Annotated in this window: 17 protein-coding genes; 9 read left to right on the top strand and 8 right to left on the bottom strand. The window is 65.9% G+C overall.

The features are described 5' to 3' along the window. Window positions 1–165 precede the first annotated feature (165 nt). Together G9408_RS14835 and G9408_RS14830 are read left to right on the top strand one after the other, a co-directional pair. Entirely contained in the window at window positions 166–996 is an 831-nt protein-coding gene (locus tag G9408_RS14835; RefSeq protein WP_168454737.1) for a molecular chaperone, read from the top strand. A 32-nt stretch (window positions 997–1,028) separates the two neighbouring features. Then, window positions 1,029–3,818 (top strand): carboxypeptidase-like regulatory domain-containing protein, encoded by a 2,790-nt coding sequence (locus G9408_RS14830; RefSeq protein WP_168454736.1) that lies wholly within the window; start codon window positions 1,029–1,031, stop codon window positions 3,816–3,818. A gap of 177 nt (window positions 3,819–3,995) precedes the next feature. Here G9408_RS14830 and G9408_RS14825 read toward each other — a convergent pair whose 3' ends face one another. Next, window positions 3,996–4,958 (bottom strand): patatin-like phospholipase family protein, encoded by a 963-nt coding sequence (locus G9408_RS14825; protein WP_168454735.1) that lies wholly within the window; start codon window positions 4,956–4,958, stop codon window positions 3,996–3,998. Window positions 4,959–5,109: 151 nt separating this feature from the next. Next, window positions 5,110–5,397 (bottom strand): hypothetical protein, encoded by a 288-nt coding sequence (locus tag G9408_RS14820; protein ID WP_168454734.1) that lies wholly within the window; start codon window positions 5,395–5,397, stop codon window positions 5,110–5,112. Window positions 5,398–5,499: 102 nt separating this feature from the next. Between G9408_RS14820 and G9408_RS14815 the strand changes: the two genes are divergently transcribed. The 4 genes from G9408_RS14815 to G9408_RS14800 all read left to right on the top strand — a co-directional run bounded on the left by G9408_RS14815 (window position 5,500) and on the right by G9408_RS14800 (window position 10,898). Further along, complete coding sequence (locus tag G9408_RS14815) at window positions 5,500–6,957, top strand: hypothetical protein (RefSeq protein ID WP_168454733.1); 1,458 nt, start codon at window positions 5,500–5,502, stop codon at window positions 6,955–6,957. Window positions 6,958–7,061: 104 nt separating this feature from the next. Further along, window positions 7,062–8,597 (top strand): NAD(P)/FAD-dependent oxidoreductase, encoded by a 1,536-nt coding sequence (locus G9408_RS14810; RefSeq protein WP_328804478.1) that lies wholly within the window; start codon window positions 7,062–7,064, stop codon window positions 8,595–8,597. 25 nt (window positions 8,598–8,622) lie between these two features. After that, entirely contained in the window at window positions 8,623–9,054 is a 432-nt protein-coding gene (locus G9408_RS14805) for a GtrA family protein (RefSeq protein WP_168454732.1), read from the top strand. Beyond that, window positions 9,051–10,898, top strand: a complete 1,848-nt coding sequence (locus tag G9408_RS14800; protein WP_168454731.1) for a hypothetical protein — start codon at window positions 9,051–9,053, stop codon at window positions 10,896–10,898. The genes G9408_RS14805 and G9408_RS14800 overlap by 4 nt, the downstream gene beginning before the upstream one ends. A gap of 24 nt (window positions 10,899–10,922) precedes the next feature. On the opposite strand, the gene msrB is transcribed toward G9408_RS14800, so the two are convergent. The 4 genes from msrB to G9408_RS14780 all read right to left on the bottom strand — a co-directional run bounded on the left by msrB (window position 10,923) and on the right by G9408_RS14780 (window position 15,159). Next, on the bottom strand, window positions 10,923–11,408 hold the full coding sequence (gene msrB, locus G9408_RS14795) for a peptide-methionine (R)-S-oxide reductase MsrB (protein WP_168454730.1): 486 nt from the start codon (window positions 11,406–11,408) through the stop codon (window positions 10,923–10,925). Window positions 11,409–11,481: 73 nt separating this feature from the next. After that, a complete protein-coding gene (locus G9408_RS14790) occupies window positions 11,482–12,738 on the bottom strand; it encodes a cytochrome P450 (RefSeq protein WP_168454729.1) in 1,257 nt (418 codons plus the stop codon). 223 nt (window positions 12,739–12,961) lie between these two features. Further along, window positions 12,962–14,209 (bottom strand): ABC transporter permease, encoded by a 1,248-nt coding sequence (locus G9408_RS14785; RefSeq protein WP_168454728.1) that lies wholly within the window; start codon window positions 14,207–14,209, stop codon window positions 12,962–12,964. Then, entirely contained in the window at window positions 14,206–15,159 is a 954-nt protein-coding gene (locus G9408_RS14780; protein WP_168454727.1) for an ABC transporter ATP-binding protein, read from the bottom strand. The genes G9408_RS14785 and G9408_RS14780 overlap by 4 nt, the downstream gene beginning before the upstream one ends. A gap of 67 nt (window positions 15,160–15,226) precedes the next feature. Here G9408_RS14780 and queG point away from each other — a divergent pair, with 67 nt between their 5' ends. Further along, window positions 15,227–16,291 carry a tRNA epoxyqueuosine(34) reductase QueG gene (gene queG, locus G9408_RS14775; RefSeq protein WP_168454726.1) on the top strand — a complete coding sequence of 355 codons (1,065 nt, stop codon included), beginning with the start codon at window positions 15,227–15,229 and terminating at the stop codon, window positions 16,289–16,291. Between the two features lie 110 nt (window positions 16,292–16,401). Here the strand turns inward: queG and G9408_RS14770 are convergent, their stop codons facing one another. Both G9408_RS14770 and G9408_RS14765 read right to left on the bottom strand, forming a co-directional pair. Beyond that, window positions 16,402–16,782, bottom strand: a complete 381-nt coding sequence (locus tag G9408_RS14770) for a hypothetical protein (protein WP_168454725.1) — start codon at window positions 16,780–16,782, stop codon at window positions 16,402–16,404. Then, complete coding sequence (locus G9408_RS14765) at window positions 16,779–17,462, bottom strand: EI24 domain-containing protein (protein ID WP_168454724.1); 684 nt, start codon at window positions 17,460–17,462, stop codon at window positions 16,779–16,781. The genes G9408_RS14770 and G9408_RS14765 overlap by 4 nt, the downstream gene beginning before the upstream one ends. A 107-nt stretch (window positions 17,463–17,569) precedes the next feature. Between G9408_RS14765 and G9408_RS14760 the strand changes: the two genes are divergently transcribed. Together G9408_RS14760 and G9408_RS14755 are read left to right on the top strand one after the other, a co-directional pair. Beyond that, a complete protein-coding gene (locus tag G9408_RS14760) occupies window positions 17,570–18,568 on the top strand; it encodes an adenosine kinase (RefSeq protein WP_168454723.1) in 999 nt (332 codons plus the stop codon). Window positions 18,569–18,625: 57 nt separating this feature from the next. After that, window positions 18,626–18,883, top strand: a complete 258-nt coding sequence (locus G9408_RS14755; protein ID WP_168454722.1) for a hypothetical protein — start codon at window positions 18,626–18,628, stop codon at window positions 18,881–18,883. Window positions 18,884–18,895: the final 12 nt, after the last annotated feature.

Raw genomic sequence — 18,895 nt, 5'->3', positions numbered from 1 at the left:
GCCAGACAAGGGGTCGCCGGGCGCAGGTCCGGCGACCCCTTTTTCATGCGCGATGCGCAAGCAACGGACATGGTTAGCGAAATATCAACCATGTTGGCGCAGGCAGGGTGCGACCAGCGGAGAGGTGTGGGCCTTTCCGGACAAACGATTGTGGGGATCGTATCGATGTTGCGCTTTTTCAAGGGCTTCGGCCTGCTTTCCGTATTTTTGCTTGGCTCGGTCGCGACGCCCGCCCAGGCGGCGGGGGACCTGCTCGTCGCGCCGACGCGCGTCGTCCTCGACGGTTCGCGCGGCACCGAGGTGGTGCTGAACAATATCGGTTCCGAACCGGCGACCTATCGTATCAGTCTCGAGATCAAGCGGATGACCGCCGCGGGCGGGCTCGACGAGATTGCCGAGGCGGACGTCACCCCCGCCGAGCGGCTGGCGCTCGACATGATCGCCTTCAGCCCGCGCCGCGTCACGCTGCCGCCCAACCAGCCGCAAGTGATCCGCGTCGGGGTGCGCATTCCCGAAGGCACGCCGCCGGGCGAATATCGCGCGCACATGCTGTTCCGCGCGGTTCCCGATGCGGCGCCCGCGGTCGCCGCCGATCCGGCCAAGCCCGCGGGCAACGGCGTCTCGATCGCGCTCATCCCGATCTATGGTATTACGATCCCGGTCATCATCCGCGTCGGTAACCTTGGCGCCGAAGCGACGATCGGCGAGGCGTGGGTGGGCGACACGCCCGACGGCCCCGCGTTCAATTTCGGACTGACGCGTACGGGCAACCGGTCGGTCTATGGCGATATCGAAGTGACGCGGCCGGGGGTCAGCGAGCCATTGCTGGTGGCGCGCGGCATCGCCGTCTATCCCGAGGTGGGCGCGCGCGAGGTCTCGCTGCGCGTGCCGCCCGAACTCGCCGCCCGGCTCAAGGGGCCGGTGCGCATCCGCTACAGCGAGGACCGCGACATTGGCGGCGGGACGATCGACGAGGCCGAACGGGTGGTGAAGTGACGGCGTAAGGGCGGGGCGAAAGCCGAACAGCCGTGATCCGCGCGGCGCTGACCCGATGGAAACCGGCGATCCTGGCCGGGCTCGCGCTGGTGGGACTGGTTCCCACCGGCGCTGAGGCCGTTGATAAAGCGCCGGTTTCCTTGGCGAGCGACGGGTGGGCGCCGAACGAGGACGACAGCTGGCTATTTGACATGCGGTCGGGCCAATATCGGCTGGGCGACGGGGTGCGCGGCTATCAGACGCCGCAGGGGGTGTGCGTCGATCTCGCCGATGTCGTGCTTGCGCTCGACCTGGCGGTACGCGTTGACAAGAAGTTGCGCCGCGCAACCGGCTGGGTGTTCGACGAACGACGCAGCCTGACGATCGACCGCGAGGCGGGCGAAGTGCGCGCGGGTAGCCAGAGTTTCCGGCTTTCCGCAACGATGATCCGCGATACCCCCGCAGGCTGGTGCGTCGATCTCGACAGTCTCAACGCATGGTTGGGGGTGCCGATTGTCGCCGACCTGTCGAACGCCGTGCTGCGCATCGACAGCAAGGACAAATTGCCGTTCCAGCTCGCCGCCGAACGGCGCGCGCGCGCGGCGGCCATCCGGCCCGCGGCGCGGTTCGACCTCGCCAGCCTGCCGCAGGCGTCGCGGCCCTATCAGGGCTGGGCGACACCCTCGGTCGATGTCGTCGCATCGGCGGGGTTCGTGTCCGACAAGCGCGGCGGCTCCTACGTCCAGGGCCGGTACGAGGTTTTCGCCGCGGGCGAAGTGCTGAAACAGAGCTTCGACGCGCGGCTGTCGTCGGACAATGAGGGCGTGCCCGACAGCTTGCGGATGCGGCTCTATCGCACCGATCCCGAGGGACGGCTGCTCGGGCCGCTCAAGGCGACGCATTATGCGGCGGGCGATGTCAGCCTGTTGTCGACCGGGATCGTCGCGTCGTCGGCGCCGGGGCGGGGCGCGGTGGTCACCAACCGTCCGATCGAGCGCCCCGACAGCTTCGACAAGACGAATTTTCGCGGCGACCTGCCCGCCGGGTGGGATGCCGAATTGTATCGCAACGGCCAGTTGCTGGCGTTCACCAGCCCCAATGGCGACGGCCGCTACGAATTTCTCGACGTGCCGCTGCAATATGGCGCGAACCGTTTCGAGATTGTGCTCTATGGTCCGCAGGGGCAAATCCGGCGCGAAATCAAGCAAGTGCAGGTGGGGATGGATTCGATTCCGCCCCAGCAGACCTGGTATTGGGCCGGATTTGCGCAGGAAAACGCCGACCTGATCGAATTTGGCGGGCGCGGGCGTGGGCCGTTCCGGCGTGGCTGGCGCGGGACGCTGGGCATCGAGCGCGGGCTCGATGCGCGCACGTCGGTCGCCGCTTATGCGCACAGCCTGTTGATAGAGAATGTGCGGCGCAATTATGCCGAGGCCGCGCTGCGCCGCTCGATCGGGCCGACCTTGCTCGAGGTCGGCGCCAGCTATGCGGATGCTCCTAAAGGCTTTGGGGGCGGCGGCGCGGTGCGCGCGAGCTGGCTCGCGGCGTTTGGCGAAACCTATGTTCGCGCCGATGCGATGCGCGGCTGGAACGGCTTTGTTTCCGACCGTTTTCTCAGCAATATCAATGGCCTCTATTCGATCTCGATCGACCAGTCGGTCAAGCTGGGGCGGACCGTACTGCCGCTTCATTTCGACGTTCGCCAGATCGATCGGCGCGCCGGAATTTCCAGCCTGGAGGCCAGCGCGCGGGCGTCGGCGAGTTTCCGGGCGCTGACCTTTACCGGCCAGCTCGACTGGAGCCGCACCAAGGTACCGGTCGGCCCCGACCCGCCCGACAATCTGACCGCCACCCTGCTCGCCAATGCCCGCATCGGGCGTGTGCGTCTCCGCGGCGAGGCGCGCTTTGCGCTGTCCGGCGACAGCAGCGATACCCGGGTGGCGTTGATCGGCGAATGGGCCGGGAAGGGTGACGCCGAATGGCGCGCCGAGCTCGGCTATGACCGCGGACTGGAGCGAGCGCGCGTCGGTGCCGGATATACGCGCCGTTTCAACCGCTTACAGCTGAGCGGTTTTGGCGAAGTGGCAAGCGACGGATCGGTCGCCGCGTCGCTGTCGCTCGCCTTCAGCTTCGGACCGAAGCCGAACGGCGGCTGGCGCGTGTCGAGCGAAAAGCTGGCGAGCCGCGGCCAGGTGATCGCCGACGTCTGGATGGACGATAATGGCGACGGCATCCACCAGCCGAGCGAGGCGGCGCTGGCGGGCGTGCCGCTGACCGCAGGCCACGCCTATGTCGAGCAGGCGACCGGCAAGGATGGTCAGGGGACGATCGACGGGCTTGAGCCGTTCCGCCCGGTGCTGATCGGCATCGACGCGGGCAGCCTGCCCGATCCTTATGTGCAACCTGCGCTGCCGGGCGTCGTGGTGACGCCGCGGCCCGGCGTCGCAACGCGGGTGGGCTTGCCGATGGTCGCCGCAGGCGAAATCGAGGGGGCGCTGCGCCGCGACGGCGGCAATGCGATCGAGGGGCTGGCGCTCGAACTCGTCGATGCCGAAGGCCGGGTACGCGCGACGACGCTGACCGAATTCGACGGATATTTCCTGTTCGAAGGCGTCGCTTACGGCCGTTACACGGTGCGGCCGGGCAAGGCGTCGGCGGCGGCACTTCGGATCGACGGCGGTTTTGCGGTTGCCGCCGTGCCGGGCAAGGGGACGCCGCGGGTGCGGCTGGGCACGCTGGCGCTGAAGCCGCTGATGCGCGATGTGGCGGCGCAGGAAGAAGCGGTGACGGGCGAGGGCAATGGCGCGCGGGGGCCGCCCGATGCGGGGGATGGGGGGGTGTAAAGGGTCATTGTCGGCTTTGGGGTGGATTCCCGACCGTCTCCTACCTCCGTTCGTGTCGAGCGAAGTCGAGACACGCCGAAGGCTCACGCCAAGCCACGCGTATCTCGACTTCGCTCGACACGAACGGGGACTTGGATTGACCGGCTGCTTCCGGTCGCAAACGGCCGTTCGCATCTCTCAACTCAAAAGCGGCTCCAACGCGTCCCATTCGCGATCGACGGCGCGGCGGCCCGCGTCGATAGCGGCGCGGATCTTTGCCGGGTCGAATTCGAGCGTTTCGGAAACTTCTTCCTCGGGCTCGATGATGCGGATCGGCGCGAAACGGTAGCGCGCGATCTGGACGTCGAGCGGGCGGAGGATCCGCGCCGCCTGCGCGCCGCCGATGCCTTCGTTTTGCAGCGCGCGCAGCTGCGCTTCGCGCGCGGCGATCAGGTCGTTGATCAAGGCGGCGTTCGCCACGTCATTTGTCGAGACTTCGGACTGGAGGATGTCGACGGCGCGCAGCCCGATCTTGATCAAATTGGGGAAGGTGCGCACCGGTCCGGGGCGCGGCGCGGGTGACGCGCGCACCGCGATTACCCCGCGCGGATTCATGTCAAGCGCGGCGCTGAGCGGGGTCACGTCGCGCACCCCGCCGTCGACCCATTGCTCCTCGGTCCCGTCGCTCGCGCGCGTCTTGAGCGGATCGAAGAACAAGGGCATCGCGCAGCTGGCATAGACCCAATTGTGGATGCCGGGGACGGTCTCGTCGATGCTGCGATAGGTGCCGGTCCCGAGATTGACGACGCCGAGCAGCAATTTGCGCCCGCTCGCGCGCAGCCTGGCATCGTCGGCGAAATTCTTGAGCAGGCGCTTGAGCGGCGCGGTGTCGTAGATCGCGTCTTCGCCGAGCAGCCCGCCGACGACGCCGAGCGGACGCGACTTGTAGATCGAGCCGTTGCCGCGGATGGCGAGCCAGGCGTCGAGCAGCCCCGGCACATCATCCTGCGCGACCCCCAGCGCCTGGATCGCGCCGGTCGACACCCCCGCCACGATATCGAGCCGGACGCCGCGATTAACGACAAGTTCGTGGACGACACCGACCTGAAACGCCCCCTTGGCGCCGCCGCCGCTCAAAACGATTGCCAGACCGCCTGCCATGCCGTGGGCCTCCTTGATGTCCCCGACGTTACCGCAAGACCGGCGGCGCCCCAAGCCGCGAACGTCCGTTTCGGAGGGAAACGCGCTGCGAAATTAACCGGTCTTTAGCCATGTTTGGTCACAGCGGAATGCAGTCTTTGGCCTGCGAAGTTCAAGCGGGTGGTTGCCGATGGATGGGGTGATGCGGGCAATGCAGCGGATTGGCATGGCGCGGCAGCTTTTGGCGGATATCGGGACCGATGGTTTCGCGGCGCTGCTGTGGCTCGTCCTCGTCGCGTTCAGCCTGCTTGGCCTGCAGGATGCCGTCCTTCAATTTCACTATCCGGACCCTGACGATGCGATGCGGTTGGCGCAGGTGCGCGACCTGATCGGCGGGCAGAGCTGGTTCGACGTTACGCAATATCGCGTAAACCCAAGCGAGGGTGGCGGATTGATGCATTGGTCGCGTTTCGTCGACGCGTCGATCGCTGGCCCCATCCTGTTGTTGCAACCGCTAATGGGGGAGGTCGCGGGCGAGCGCTGGGCGCTGGCGCTTCAGCCTTTGCTGCTGATCCTGCCGCTATTCATGCTCCTTGGCAGGATCCTGACCTTGCTGGGCGGTCGGCAAGTGGTTGTTGTTGGGCTGTTGATCGCTTTCACCGGCGTGACCTTTCTGCAGTTTTTTGCCCCGATGCGTATCGACCACCATGGCTGGCAGCTGCTCCTGTCGGTTGCCTTGCTCTGGATTGCGTTGCGGCCCGCGACATTTGCCAACGGCTTGGCAGCGGCAGTGATCGTCACGCTGCACGTCGAAATTTCGCTGGAGGGACTACCTTATCTTGCGATCTTCGGCGGGCTGTTTGCTTACGACTGGCTGCGCGATTCGGCGGCAGGGCGGCGGTTTGCCGGTTTTACGCTTGGCTTAGCGGTATTGCCGATCGCTTGGCTATTGGCGATGCGCGGGACGATATCGACGCTCACAGTGTTTTGCGACAGTTTTTCATTGCCTTATGCGGCCGCGGTTGCAGTCGCCGCGACGATTTCGTGCATTTGGGTCCACGCATCCGCGGTGCTGTCACGGTCGGTGCTACACCGCGTAACGGGTTTGGTGGTGGCGGCAATCGGGGGCGGCGCAGCTTTTGTCCTGATCGGCAAGCCCTGTCTTTCCGGGCCTTTCAGTATGCTCGATCCGCTGGTGCAACATTATTGGTACGACCTAGTGTACGAGGGGCGACCGATCTGGACCCAGAAATTACCCTATGCGATGCTCTATCTCGCCCCGACGCTGGTCGGCCTTGCCGCGCTAGCGTGGGCGTGGCGCAAGAGTCGCGGCGATATCACTGAAGAGAATTGGACGCGCGTCGCAGTCATTATATTGCCCAGTGCGCTGATGTCCCTTTTTGTGACCCGGATGGGCGCGACGACCCACGCGTTTCTGATCCCTGCCTTTGCGGCAATGGCGATCGGATTGTGGCGCTGGAGCCGGCAACGGCGATCGCTTGCGGCCCGGGTCGCGTCGATCTTGCTGATCTTTGCAGCTTTGCCCGGGGTCGATGCCGCGGTGGGCGCGAAGCTGGCATTTGCGATCGCCGGCGCGCCGGCGAGTGAGGGGCAAGATATGGGAAAATGTCCCACTGAGGCCGCTCTCACTGCGTTGAACCAGGTGCCGCCGACCCACTTGTTCGCGCCGATCGATATTGGTCCCGCGTTGCTCGTCCGCACCCGGCACAGCGTCGTGGCGACCGGGCATCATCGCAATGCACCCGCGATGCGCCGGGTCATCGCCGCCTATACTGCGGATCCCGCGGCGGCTGAGCCGATCGTTCGCAGCGAGCGTGTCCATTATCTCATCGCCTGCCTCGGCCTGCCCGAAATGCAGCGCTTTGCGAAGGAGGCACCCCGCGGCCTCGCTGCGCAGCTGGTGCAGGGAAAGCGGGTGGACTGGCTGACCCTTGACCCGCGGCTCTCTTCAGGAGCGTTGAGTGTTTATCAGATCCTGCCGCCGCGCTCCCGTCCTTAACCGCTGAATTCCGCGGTAGAGCATCATTTCCTACCGTCACGTTAACCATTTTTTAGCGCGTTCTACGCCAGTTAGAGCCCAATCTGTCTGTGGGGGAATATTCAGTGACCGACGCCCGTATTTCGAAAAGCCGTCCGACCAGCGCCGATGTTGCCATCATTGGTGCGGGGCCGGCGGGGCTCACCGCTGCCTATCAGCTGACCCAACAGGGTTATAAGGTGACGGTGATCGAGAAGGATCCGGTTTATGTCGGCGGGATCAGCCGGACGGTCGAGCATGAGGGTTTTCGCTTCGACATTGGCGGCCACCGCTTTTTTTCGAAGAGCCAGGAAGTCGTCGATCTGTGGAACGAGATTCTGCCCGACGACTTCATCCAGCGCCCGCGGATGAGCCGCATTTATTATGAGGGCAAATTCTATTCCTACCCGCTGCGCGCGTTCGAAGCGCTGTGGAATCTCGGCGTCGTGCGCTCGACCTTGTGCATGATCAGCTATGCGCAGGCCAAGCTGCTGCCGAACAGGAATGTCCGCAGTTTCGAGGACTGGACGATCAACCAGTTCGGGCGGAAGCTCTATTCGATCTTCTTCAAAACCTATACCGAGAAGGTGTGGGGCATGCCGTGCGACGAGATGTCGGCAGACTGGGCGGCGCAGCGGATCAAGGGGCTGAGCCTCGGTGCCGCGGTGCTCGACGGGCTGAAGCGCAGCCTCGGGCTCAACAAGAAGCCCAATGACGGCATGGCGACCAAGACCTTGCTCGAAACCTTTCGTTATCCGCGGCTTGGCCCCGGCATGATGTGGGATGCGGCGCGCGACAAGGTGGTCGCGGGCGGCAACCATGTGCTGATGGCGCACAGCTTCAAGCAGCTGACGCAGGACCAGGTCAGCGGACGCTGGCGGCTGACCGCCAATGGTCCCGATGGCGATGTCGTGATCGACGCAGCGCATGTCATCAGCTCGGCGCCGATGCGCGAGCTGGCGGCGCGTATCCATCCGCTGCCTGCCTGCGCGCTGTCCGCGGCGCCGTCGCTGAAATATCGCGATTTTCTGACCGTCGCGCTGAAAATCCGGTCGGAGGACCTGTTCCCCGACAACTGGATCTATATCCACGATAGCAAGGTGCAGGTCGGCCGGGTGCAGAATTTCCGCAGCTGGTCGCCCGAAATGGTGCCCGACCCGGCGATCGCATGCGTCGGCCTCGAATATTTCTGTTTCGAAGGCGATGGCCTTTGGGCGTCGAGCGACGATGATCTGATTGCGCTGGCGACGAGGGAAATGGCGATCCTGGGCCTTTGCGATCCCAAGGATGTCGTTGGCGGCGCGGTGGTGCGGCAGGAAAAGGCCTATCCGGTCTATGACGATGATTATGCCGCGCATGTCGAAACGATGCGCAGCGAGCTCGAGGCGCGTTATCCGACGCTGCATATGGTCGGGCGCAACGGCATGCACCGCTACAACAACCAGGATCATGCGATGATGACCGCGATGCTGACGGTGCGCAACATCGTCGCGGGCGAACGGGTGTACGACATCTGGGGCGTCAACGAGGACGCCGAATATCATGAGAGCGGCACCGAGGGCGAACAGGCCGCGCTGGCGTCGGTGCGCGACGTTCCCGCGCGCGTGACCAAGGCCGCCTGACGTCTTGGCCGGAGGGGTTCTTGCCATGCTTCCCGTCACCAAACTGGTTGGAGCGGTTCGCCGCGGCGAGATTCGCTGGCTGAACTATCTGCTCGCCAGCGTGCTCGCGCTGGGCAGCGATGCCGCGCTGTTCCTGTTGCTGCTCGATTCGGGACTGTCGCCGATGGCGGCGTCGGCGGTCGGCTATTGCGCCGGGATCTTGGTCCATTGGCTGGTCTCGAGCCGCCTCGTCTTTGCCGACGGCGCCGCGGCGCGCGGTACCGGTGAGCGACATCGCCAAAAAATGCTGTTCGTCGGGTCGGCGCTGGTCGGTCTTGCCGTCACGACGGCGATCGTCGGCACCGGCAGCGCGCTGGGGCTCGATCCGCGGCTGGCCAAACTGGCGGCGATCGTCGTCAGTTTCCAGACCACCTATCTGCTCCGCCGGCATATCGTTTTCCGGACCGCCGCGGCGTGACCGATGCGGCGGTGCTGTCCGCGACCGGTGCGCCGCCGCGTGCAATCGGCTTCGGGGCGCGGCTTACGCCGCTGCGTATCGCGCTGCTCATATGGGGCGCGATGAGCCTGATCGCGATCATGGCCAACTGGCCGTCGATCGTTGCGCTCGACCTTGGTGACACTGACGATGCAATGCGCATGGCGCAGGTCCGCGACCTGCTGGCGGGGCAAAGCTGGTGGGATCTGACGCAATATCGTGTCAATCCGGCGGGCGGCGGGGTGCTCATGCACTGGTCCCGAATCGTCGACGCACCGCTGGCAGCCGCTATAGCGTTGCTGACGCCGCTGTTCGGGCAGGCGATGGCCGAGCGCATTGTGATGACCTTGTGGCCCCCGATGCTCGGCGCTGCGCTGAGTGCCGCCTGCGCGCTTGGCTATCGAGGCCTGTCCGATCGGCGGATCGCCTATGTGGTGCCGCTGTTCCTGATCATGTCGGGTTTCATCGTGATGCAGTTCCGACCGCTGCGGGTCGATCACCACGGCTGGCAAATATTGCTGGCGATGCTGATCATGGCACAGGCGCTGCGGCCAGCGAGCTGGCGCGCGGGGCTATGGGGCGGTTTCTTCGCCGCAGCTTTGCTCGCGGTATCGATCGAAGGGCTACCGATCGTTGCGCTATTCGCTGCGCTTGCGGCGCTACGCTGGTCAATCCATGCGCGCCCTGCCGATCGCGATCGGCTGTGCGGATATCTCGGCGCGCTTGCGGGGGGCGCGATTCTGCTTCAGTTCGTCACGCGCGGTCCGGTCGGCCTGACGGGCACTTGGTGCGATTCGTTGTCGGCGCCCTATATGGCAGCGTTCGTGGCAGCAGCGGCGGCGACCTTCGCGGTCGTCCGAGCCAATCCGGCGGCGGTGTGGCTGCGGCTCGGGCTGCTGGGCGGCGCGGGGCTGGCGGCGGCGGCTGCGCTGGTAGGAACCGAACCACTTTGCGCGAAAGGTCCGTTCGCCTCGCTCGATCCGATTGTCGTCGAATATTGGTATCGCAACGTCCTTGAAGGCCAGCCCTTGTGGGCGTCGCGCGGTTATGACGCAATTTTTGTTTTGGCACCGTCGATCGCTGGCTTGGCGGGGTCTTTTTTGGCGTGGCGTGGCTGCGCCGACGCCGACGATCGCAAGGCTTGGACGACGGTGTTCGTCGCGCTGGCGGGCGCGACCTTACTGTCGCTGCTCGTGCTGCGGAGCGTGTCAACCGCCCATATCTTTGCTTTGCCCGGTTGCGCTTGGATCGGCCTGCGCGTTTGGGGCTGGGCGCGGAGCATCCAAGCGACGATCCCGCGCGTGCTGGCGTCGGCAATGGCGTCGCTGACCCTGCCGCTGCTTGGCAGCATCGCGGTGGCCGCGGTACTTGGTCTGGTATTCCCGGGCTTGCAGGCTGACGCAAAAGACGAAGTAGCGAAAGCGCGCTACGCGGGCACCTGTCTCGATCCGGCGGCTGTCGCGGCACTCGATCGCTTGGAGACGACAACGATCCTGACCCCGATCGACCTCGGCGCGCCGGTCATCTTCTGGACGCGTCATCGCCTGGTCGCGACCCCGCACCATCGTAACAAGGAAGCGATGGCTGACAGTATCCGTGTCTTTGCGGGCGACCCCGCAAGGGCTGAGGCTCTGGTTCGCAAACATGGCGCGACATTGATCGTCTTTTGCCGGACCGCCAATGACTTCGCGCAATATCGCGGGGCGCGCAAGGACGCGCTGGCCGCGCAACTATACGCGCAGAAAGCGCCCGCGTGGCTCGAACCGGTGCCGATTGCCTCGCGCGCTGGATTGTCGGTGTGGCGGGTGAAGCCCGTAGCCAATTGACGCTACGACGCCATTCGAGCGGCGTCAGGCGGGGCGGAAACTCAGCGCGGTACCGTTCATGCAGTAACGCTTGCCGGTCGGTTTCGGGCCGTCGTTGAAGACATGGCCAAGATGGCCACCGCAGCGCTTGCAATGCACTTCGGTGCGCGCATAGCCCAGGTCATAGTCGGTCGATGTCGCGATTCCGCCCTTCAGCGGCGCCCAGAAGCTCGGCCAGCCGGTCTTGCTGTCATATTTGGTCGTGCTGGAATAGAGCGGCAGCGCGCAGCCCGCGCAGACGAAGGTGCCGGTGCGCTTTTCCTTGTCGAGCGGATGGCTGAACGGGCGTTCGGTTCCCGCCTCGCGCAGCACATAATATTGCTGGGCGGTCAGCCGCTTTTTCCATTCAGCTTCGGAAAGTCGCCAGCCGGGCGCAGCCTGCGGGCGCGACGATTTGGCCATGAGCATCGGCGCGGCGATGATGCCGCCGCCGAGGGCGAGGCCAGCAAGGACATAACGACGGTCGATCATGGCGGACTCCTGACCCGGGCGCCGGGCCTTCACGTCAGATACGTGATCTTGTGGCGCCAGGTTTCATCGCGCGTCAATATTTCTCCAGCTCGACCTGCATATGGCGATAGCCGTGGACGAAGCTGGCATGCACCCGGTCAGGTTCGGCGAGCACATTGACGCGCAGGCGGCGCTTCTGCATTTCGGAAATCAGCGTCGTCAGCTGCAATTCGGCGACACGCGCGCCGACGCAGCGGTGGATGCCATAACCAAAGGCGAGGTGGCGGCGCGCGTTCTCGCGATCGACGATGATCCGGTCGCCATCGGGGAACACGCTCTCGTCGCGGTTGGCCGAGGCATACCAGAGCGCGATCTTGTCGCGTTTTTTGATCTGGTGGCCGAACAGCTCGGTATCTTCCATCGCAGTGCGGCGCATGTGCGCGAGCGGGGTCTGCCAGCGGATGATTTCGTGCATCGCGTTGACCGCGAGCTCGGGATCGTGGTTCGCCTCCAGCTTGGCGCGTTCCTCGGGGAAACAGTGCAGGCCATAGGCATAGGCTGACATCGAATTGCGCGTCGTGTCGTTGCCGCCGACGATGAGCAGGATGAGGTTCCCCATAAACTCATGCTCGCTCATATGCTTCATCGCGTCGGATTGCAGCATGATCGATATGAGGTCGTGTTCGCCGGGGTTCAGCGCCTTGCGGTCCCACAATTCCTTGAACGCGGCGCCCATCTCAAACGCCTTGGCGGTGCGCGCCTGCCGCTGTTCGGTGGTGTCGAACGATTCGATGTCGCCCAGCGCGTCGGACCAGGCGGTCAGCCGGTGGCGTTCCTCCCAGGGAAAATCGAACAGGATGGCGAGCATGTCGGTGGTGAGTTCGATCGACAGCTTTTCGACCCAGTCGAAGGGCTCGCCGATCGGCAGCGTATCGATCAGCGCTGCGGTGCGCGCGACGGTGTCGGCGCGCATCCGCTCGATTTCGGACGGGCCAAAGGCCGGGGCGACGGTGCGGCGCTGCGCGGTGTGCTGCGGCGGATCCATCGCGATGAACATCGGCAGCGGGATCTCGCCCTCTTTCAGATGCTCGACGCCGTCGCCAGCGACGGTGATCCCGCCATATTCCCACGATGAGGAGAAAATCTTCGGCAGCGCCTCGATATGCTGGATCGGCTTGTAGGTGGTCACCGACCAATAGGGGCCGAATTTCGAATCCTCGCAATAATAGATGGGCGATTCGGCGCGCAGCTGGCGCATCGGTTCCTGCCAGCGGTCCTCGCTCCACAGCTCGGCGCGGCTGACGTCGAGCGGGTTGGCGATTTCGGGAGCGGTGCGAATTTGGGTGGCCATGGCTATCCTCCGTCCAGCCGTCATCGCGCGGCCGATTCAGTTGCAGAATGCCACTATTTACAGCTTTGTCAATGAGCGGTGAGGCGGTCGGCGTTTGGCGCGGGGAGCTGATGTACCCACCACGTCGCCCCCGCGAAGGCGGGGGCCGCTGGCGGCCGTTTCGTGCCGCGCTGCGTAAGCCGCAGGCGGCCCCCGCCTTCGCGGGGGCGACGACTGGTTTTGATCACCCGCGCGTCGTCTTCCGCCAGAATTTCCAGCTGCTGCCGCCGCTGAGCACCCCGGCGCGGAAAAGGCGGACCGAGATGAAGATCACGAGCGCGACCCAGATCGCCTGCCAGCCGAGCGCGAGGAGATGGACCACCTTGCTGTCGTCGGTCGCGGCGCGGGCGGCCATGGCGAGCGGCGAGGAGAGGGGGAAGATCTGCGCGATCGTCGACAGGCTGCTCCCCGGCGCGCTGGCGGCGGCGGTCGACAGGCTGAACATGCCGACCTGGAAGATGGTGATCGGCAGGCTGAGCATCTGGATTTCGCGCACCGTCGCCGCCTGCGCCCCGACGCCGAGGAACACCGCGCCGAGCAGCAGGAAGGAGAGGATGAAATAGACAAAGCCGATGCCAAGGAAGAAGGGCCAGCCGGTTGCGGGCGCCGCGGTCAGGGCGGCCGCCGCCTTGCTGGCGCTTTGCATCGACGCGAGCGCCGCGGGATCGACCTGCAAGGCCGCGATCAGCCCGCCGGCGAGCGCCATGACCAGCCAGAAGGCGATGAACAGCACGGCGACGCCCAGGAAACCGAGCAGCTTGCCGAGGAAGACGCTTTCGAGCGGGACCGCGGCGGCGAGGATTTCGATGACCTTGTTGCCCTTTTCCTCGGCGAGCGAGCTGACCGTCTGTCCGGCGAGCAGCAGGGTGAGCAGGAAGATGATGAACACCGCGCCAAAGCCCAGCGATTGCTGGAGCGCGATGCTGGTGCCGCCGCTCGACAAGGCTTCATATTTGGGTGCGATCGGGGGGAGCGGCCCGGCAGCCTTTGACCGCAGCACATCGTCGGCGAGCAGGGCGAGATAACGGCCTGCGTTGCTGTCCGGCTCGCGCTCGACGATGCGCGGGGTGGCGAGCGGACCGCTGAGCACGGCATAGGTGTCGCTGCCCTTTTCGCGCGCGATGGCGACCGGATCGGTGTTGGCGGCGCTGGCGATGCGGACCTCGAGCACCGGGACGCGGCGCGCGATGCTCGCGCGCAACCGCGCATCGGCGGCGCGCAGCGCTTCGACGTCGCTGGCGTCGACCACCGCGACGATGCGCCCGGCGCCGCGCGCGCTGTCGGCAAGTTGCGAGGCGCCCATGCCGCCCGCAAGGCCCATGCCGACCATGAACAAGGGTGCGAGGAGAAAGAGGAGGAAGGTCGGGGTAGCGACGATGGCGAGAAAATCGCGTCGCGCGACGACGAGCATATTCTTGAGGAAGGGAGTCATGCCAGCGCCTCCTCGACTGCGTCGGTTCCCGCATCGGCGTCGAAACTCGCGTCGACCTGGCGCACGATATGGACAAACGCGTCGTGGAGCGCGGGGCGGGTGATCGACAGGCCGGCGACGCCGAGGCCGCTGCCGGTGATCCGCGCCAGCAGCGGTTCGACGTCGGCATCCTCGATCGGGAAGAACCAGCTGTCGCCGCGCGGCTCGGCCCCAGCGGGCAGGAGCGCGGCGATCGACGCCGGGCTGGCGTCGGCGCGCGCCGTATAGCGGACCTGCATCGGCAGCAGGCTGCGCGCGTCGTCGACCGTTCCTTCGAAGCGGCGCTGCGAGCGTGCGATGATCGCCAGCCGGTCGCAGAGGCGCTCGGCGTGCGCCATGACATGGGTCGAAAACAGCACGGTGGCGCCGCGGTCGCGTTCGCGGCGGACGAGCATTTCGAGCCGTTCCTGGTTGACCGGATCGAGCCCCGAAAAGGGTTCGTCGAGGACGATGAGGTCGGGGGCGTGGACGATCGAGCCGATCAGCTGGATCATCTGTGCCATGCCCTTCGACATCTTGCGGATTTTCTCATCGATCACGCGTTCGAGCCCGAGTTCGGTCATGAAGGTCGCGGCGCGGCGACGGCCTTCGGACCAGTCGAGCCCGCGCAGTGCGCCCATGAAGGCGATCGCCTCGCGCGCCTTCATCCCGGGATAGAGCCCGCGTTCTTCAGGGAGATAGCCGATGCGGTGGCGCACCGATTGGGGGCGCGCACCAAAGATGCGGCTCGACCCTTCGTCGGGGTCGATGATGCCCAGCGTCATGCGCAGGCTGGTGGTCTTGCCCGCGCCATTGGGGCCGAGCACGCCATAGATGCTGCCGGTCGGCACGGTCAGGCTGACATTGTCGACCGCCTTGAAATCGCCGAAATATTTGGTGAGGCCGATCGCCTCGACGCTGAAATCGTTCAAGCTGCGGTCCCTGATAAGATCATCCACACGCTATGGCACGGGCGGGCGGCTCGCGTATAGAGCGGCAATGGTTGCCGAAGCCTTGCCTGCTGAAACCTCATCGCTCGAACACCGCCTGGAGGCGGTGGCGCGCGCGCAAGGATTCGTCGCGTTCGGGATCGCCGATGCCGATGCCGCGCCGCAGACCGCCGCGCGGTTGAACCAGTGGCTTGCCGAAGGACGCCACGGCGACATGATCTGGATGGAAAGCCGCGCGGCGCAGCGCGGATCGCCGAAAGGGCTGTGGCCCGAGGTGAATTCGGTAATCGCGCTGGGGATGAGCTATGCCCCGGCGCATGACCCGCTGGCGCTCGCCGATCATCCGGGTCGCGGGCGAATTTCGGTCTATGCGCAGGGCGGCGACTATCATGACGTCGTCAAAAAGGCGCTGAAGGCGGTGGCGCGCTGGCTGGTCGCCGAAGTCCCCGGAACCGAGCTCAAGGTGTTCGTCGATACCGCGCCGGTGATGGAAAAGCCGCTGGCGGCGGCGGCGGGGCTGGGCTGGCAGGGAAAGCATAGCAATCTGGTCAGCCGCGAGCATGGCAGCTGGCTGTTTCTGGGCGCGATTTACACCACGCTGGCGCTGGCGCCGAATGTGCCGGGGCGCGACCGCTGCGGCAGTTGTTCGGCGTGTCAGGATGCGTGTCCGACGCAGGCGTTTCCCGCGCCCTATCGGGTCGATGCGCGGCGATGCATCTCGTACCTCACGATCGAGCATGACGGGCCGATCCCGCTCGACCTGCGGCGAGGGATCGGCAACCGCGTCTATGGCTGCGACGATTGCCTCGCGGTATGCCCGTGGAACAAATTTGCCGAGACGGCGCACGCGCACCGGGCCTTTTTGCCGCGCGGCGAACTTGTCGCGCCGTCGCTCGCCGACTTGCTCGCGCTCGACGACGCCGGGTTTCGGCAGGTGTTTGCGGGGTCGCCGATCAAGCGCATCGGGCGCGGGCGGATGGTGCGCAACGCCGTGATTGCGGCGGGGAACAGCGGCGATCCCGGTTTTCGGCCGGTGCTGGAGCGGCTCGCGGAAGACGAAACGCCGATGGTGGCGGATGCGGCGCGGTGGGCGCTGAATGAATTGACGTCGTGACGTCAATATCGATTTCATTACCGTAGCCCTGAGCTTGTCGAAGGGCGCTTCTCGGCGATAGTCGCCCTTCGACAAGCTCAGGGCTACGGTTGGTCTGGTCGGCGCCTGTTCTAGCGGCGCAGCGCTTCGATACAGCTCGGCACATTGGCATCACGGCCGTCGGGAGTGCGCGCATCGACATGGGTGGCGAGCGGATCGGCGCCTTGGCGCGGCGCGTAATAATAGATGTCGAGGATGCAGGTGGTGCCAGCGAACTGCAATTTGCGCGCCACACCCTCGGCGACGTCGAGGCGCGGCTTGCCGAACATTCCGAGCGCGGCGTTGGCGGGGCGCCCGATCAGGCTGTTGTTCTGCGTCGGGCGCGGCGCGGTGATCGGACCTGCCGCGGACGGCGCCTTGGGCGGGGTGGCGCGCGGAATCGCGTTTCCGGCGCAGCCGCCGAGCAGCATGGCCAGCCCGGTGAGAATCGCCAGGCGATTGTTTTTGATCATCTGTTCGGGTCCCCGCTCGCCAAATGGAGCATGTGGACGGCCATAGCGGCGCTGACGATCGGCGCCAACAAATTGGCGACAGGCACCACAAAGCTTGCGGCGGACAGCAGCCCGAGCGACCAGCGGGCGGGCCGATCGAACCGCGGGCGGCCCGGGTGGCGCGCCAGCACCATTGCTTCGAGATCGCGGCCGAGCAGCAGTCCGTTGACGAACAGCGCAAAGATCGGAGTGCCGATGCCGGTGACGAGCAGCACGACATAGATCGGCAGCGCGAGCAGATTGCCGCCGATCAGCCGCACCAGCGACGCAAGCGCGAGGCCGATGTTCTGCCGCCAGCCGACGTCGACGGCGCGCGCGGCGGCGGCGGGATAATGGCGCCCCTCGACATCGGCGACAATCGCGTCGGCGAACAGCCCGACGACGACGATCGCGACGACGCGGAACAGCAGCCAGCTGCCCGCGACGATCAGGAGGACAACCAAGAGGCCCGCCATGTCCTGTTCGGCGGCACCCAGCCACCCCCAATAGCCCATCGCCCAGCGCGCTGCGAAATAGAGTGCGGCGCCCACGACGATCAGCAGGAACAAGGTCAGCGCGAGGCTTTGCAGCAGGATGCGCAGCACGCGCGGGTTCGGCAGATCGCGAAGCGCGAGGAAAAAGGCGTGGACGGCGCGGGTCATGGCCCGGGGATGCGGGGCGGCGGGGCGTGCGTCAAGCGTCGCGCTTGCCTTGACCCGCCCGCATCCCTAAAGCGCGGCAGTTTTTCCCACGCATCACAGGATCTTTCATGGCCGCCACCGCCCGTTTTGACGTTGTTGCCATCGGCAACGCGATTGTTGACGTCCTTGCCCGCGCCGACGACGCGCTGATCGAGAGCGAAAATCTGGTCAAGGGATCGATGCGGCTGATCGACGCCGACGAGGCCGAGCGGCTTTATGCGGCGATGGGCCCGGCGATCGAGATGTCGGGCGGCAGCGCGGCGAACACGCTCGCCGGAATGGCGGCGCTCGGACGGCGCTGCGGCTTCATCGGCCAGGTCGCGCAGGACCAGCTCGGGCAGGTGTTCACGCACGACCTGACCTCGCTCGGCGTCGCGTTCGACACGCCGCCGTCGGACGGCGGCGCGCCGACCGCGCGCTGTCTGATCCTGGTGACCCCCGACGGCCAGCGGACGATGAACACTTTTCTGGGCGCGTCGCAGAATCTGGGGCGTGAATCGCTCGATGCGGCGCTGATCGCCGACGCCGATATCCTGTACCTCGAAGGCTATTTGTGGAACGCCGACGCCTCGCGCGCGGCGATGGCCGAAGCGATCGGGATGGCCAAGGCGGCGGGTCGCCGCGTCGCGTTCACCTTGTCGGACACCTTCGTCGTCGCCGGCCATGGCGAGGATTTCCGTCGCATGATGGCGGCGGGCGAGATCGACATCCTGTTCGCGAACGAGGCCGAGCTGCTCGAACTGGCGCAGGAAGGCGATTTCGAAACTGCGCTCGCCAAGGTGGCCGCCGATGTTCCGTTGCTCGTCGCGACGCGCGGCGAGCATGGAGCGGTCGCCATTCAGCAGGGTGAACGCACCGAAGTCGCCGCCGAGCCGATCGACGAGGTGGTCGACACGACCGGCGCGGGCGACCTGTTCGCCGCTGGTTTCCTGGCGGCACTGGCCGAGGGTCGCTCGGTCGCCGACTGTCTGACGATGGGCGCGGTGTGCGCGCGCGAAATCATCGCGCAAGTCGGCCCGCGTGCCCAGACCGACCTTCGCGCGAAGGTCGCCGCGCGGATCGGATAGGAACTTTCGGCCAGCCAACGCGTCCTATGCGCCAGACAAATGGCACAGGAGGATGGCATGGCCGACGAGATTCACGAAACCCGCGCCCCCGACGGGACGACCCACACGACGACGATCATCGATCGCGAACCGCGGCGTGGCGGCGGATTGGGCATGGGCCTGATCCTGCTGGTGGTGCTGGCGGTCGCGGGCTTTTTTGCGTTCCAGTTCCTCGCCAATGACAGCGCCGAAACGGGCGCGATCACCGAAGCGGCGCAGAAGGTCGGCGATGCGGCGCAGGATGTCGGCGATGCCGCGCAGGAAGCGGTGAAGTAATCGACGCCAGAC

Source organism: Sphingopyxis microcysteis (genome assembly GCF_012274265.1).
Classification (GTDB): Bacteria; Pseudomonadota; Alphaproteobacteria; order Sphingomonadales; family Sphingomonadaceae; genus Sphingopyxis; species Sphingopyxis microcysteis.
The sequence above is the reverse complement of the archived record's forward strand: the minus strand, read 5'-3'. Positions and strand labels throughout refer to the sequence as shown.

Coding starts and splice junctions, on each gene's coding strand:
- G9408_RS14790 (WP_168454729.1), bottom strand. CDS start 12,738: ATGGCCACCCAAATTCGCACCGCTCCCGAAATCGCCAACCCGCTCGAC.
- G9408_RS14755 (WP_168454722.1), top strand. CDS start 18,626: ATGGCCGACGAGATTCACGAAACCCGCGCCCCCGACGGGACGACCCAC.
- msrB (WP_168454730.1), bottom strand. CDS start 11,408: ATGATCGACCGTCGTTATGTCCTTGCTGGCCTCGCCCTCGGCGGCGGC.
- G9408_RS14820 (WP_168454734.1), bottom strand. CDS start 5,397: ATGCATCAATCCGCCACCCTCGCTTGGGTTTACGCGATATTGCGTAAC.
- queG (WP_168454726.1), top strand. CDS start 15,227: ATGGTTGCCGAAGCCTTGCCTGCTGAAACCTCATCGCTCGAACACCGC.
- G9408_RS14785 (WP_168454728.1), bottom strand. CDS start 14,209: ATGACTCCCTTCCTCAAGAATATGCTCGTCGTCGCGCGACGCGATTTT.
- G9408_RS14770 (WP_168454725.1), bottom strand. CDS start 16,782: ATGATCAAAAACAATCGCCTGGCGATTCTCACCGGGCTGGCCATGCTG.
- G9408_RS14765 (WP_168454724.1), bottom strand. CDS start 17,462: ATGACCCGCGCCGTCCACGCCTTTTTCCTCGCGCTTCGCGATCTGCCG.
- G9408_RS14760 (WP_168454723.1), top strand. CDS start 17,570: ATGGCCGCCACCGCCCGTTTTGACGTTGTTGCCATCGGCAACGCGATT.
- G9408_RS14825 (WP_168454735.1), bottom strand. CDS start 4,958: ATGGCAGGCGGTCTGGCAATCGTTTTGAGCGGCGGCGGCGCCAAGGGG.
- G9408_RS14835 (WP_168454737.1), top strand. CDS start 166: ATGTTGCGCTTTTTCAAGGGCTTCGGCCTGCTTTCCGTATTTTTGCTT.
- G9408_RS14805 (WP_168454732.1), top strand. CDS start 8,623: ATGCTTCCCGTCACCAAACTGGTTGGAGCGGTTCGCCGCGGCGAGATT.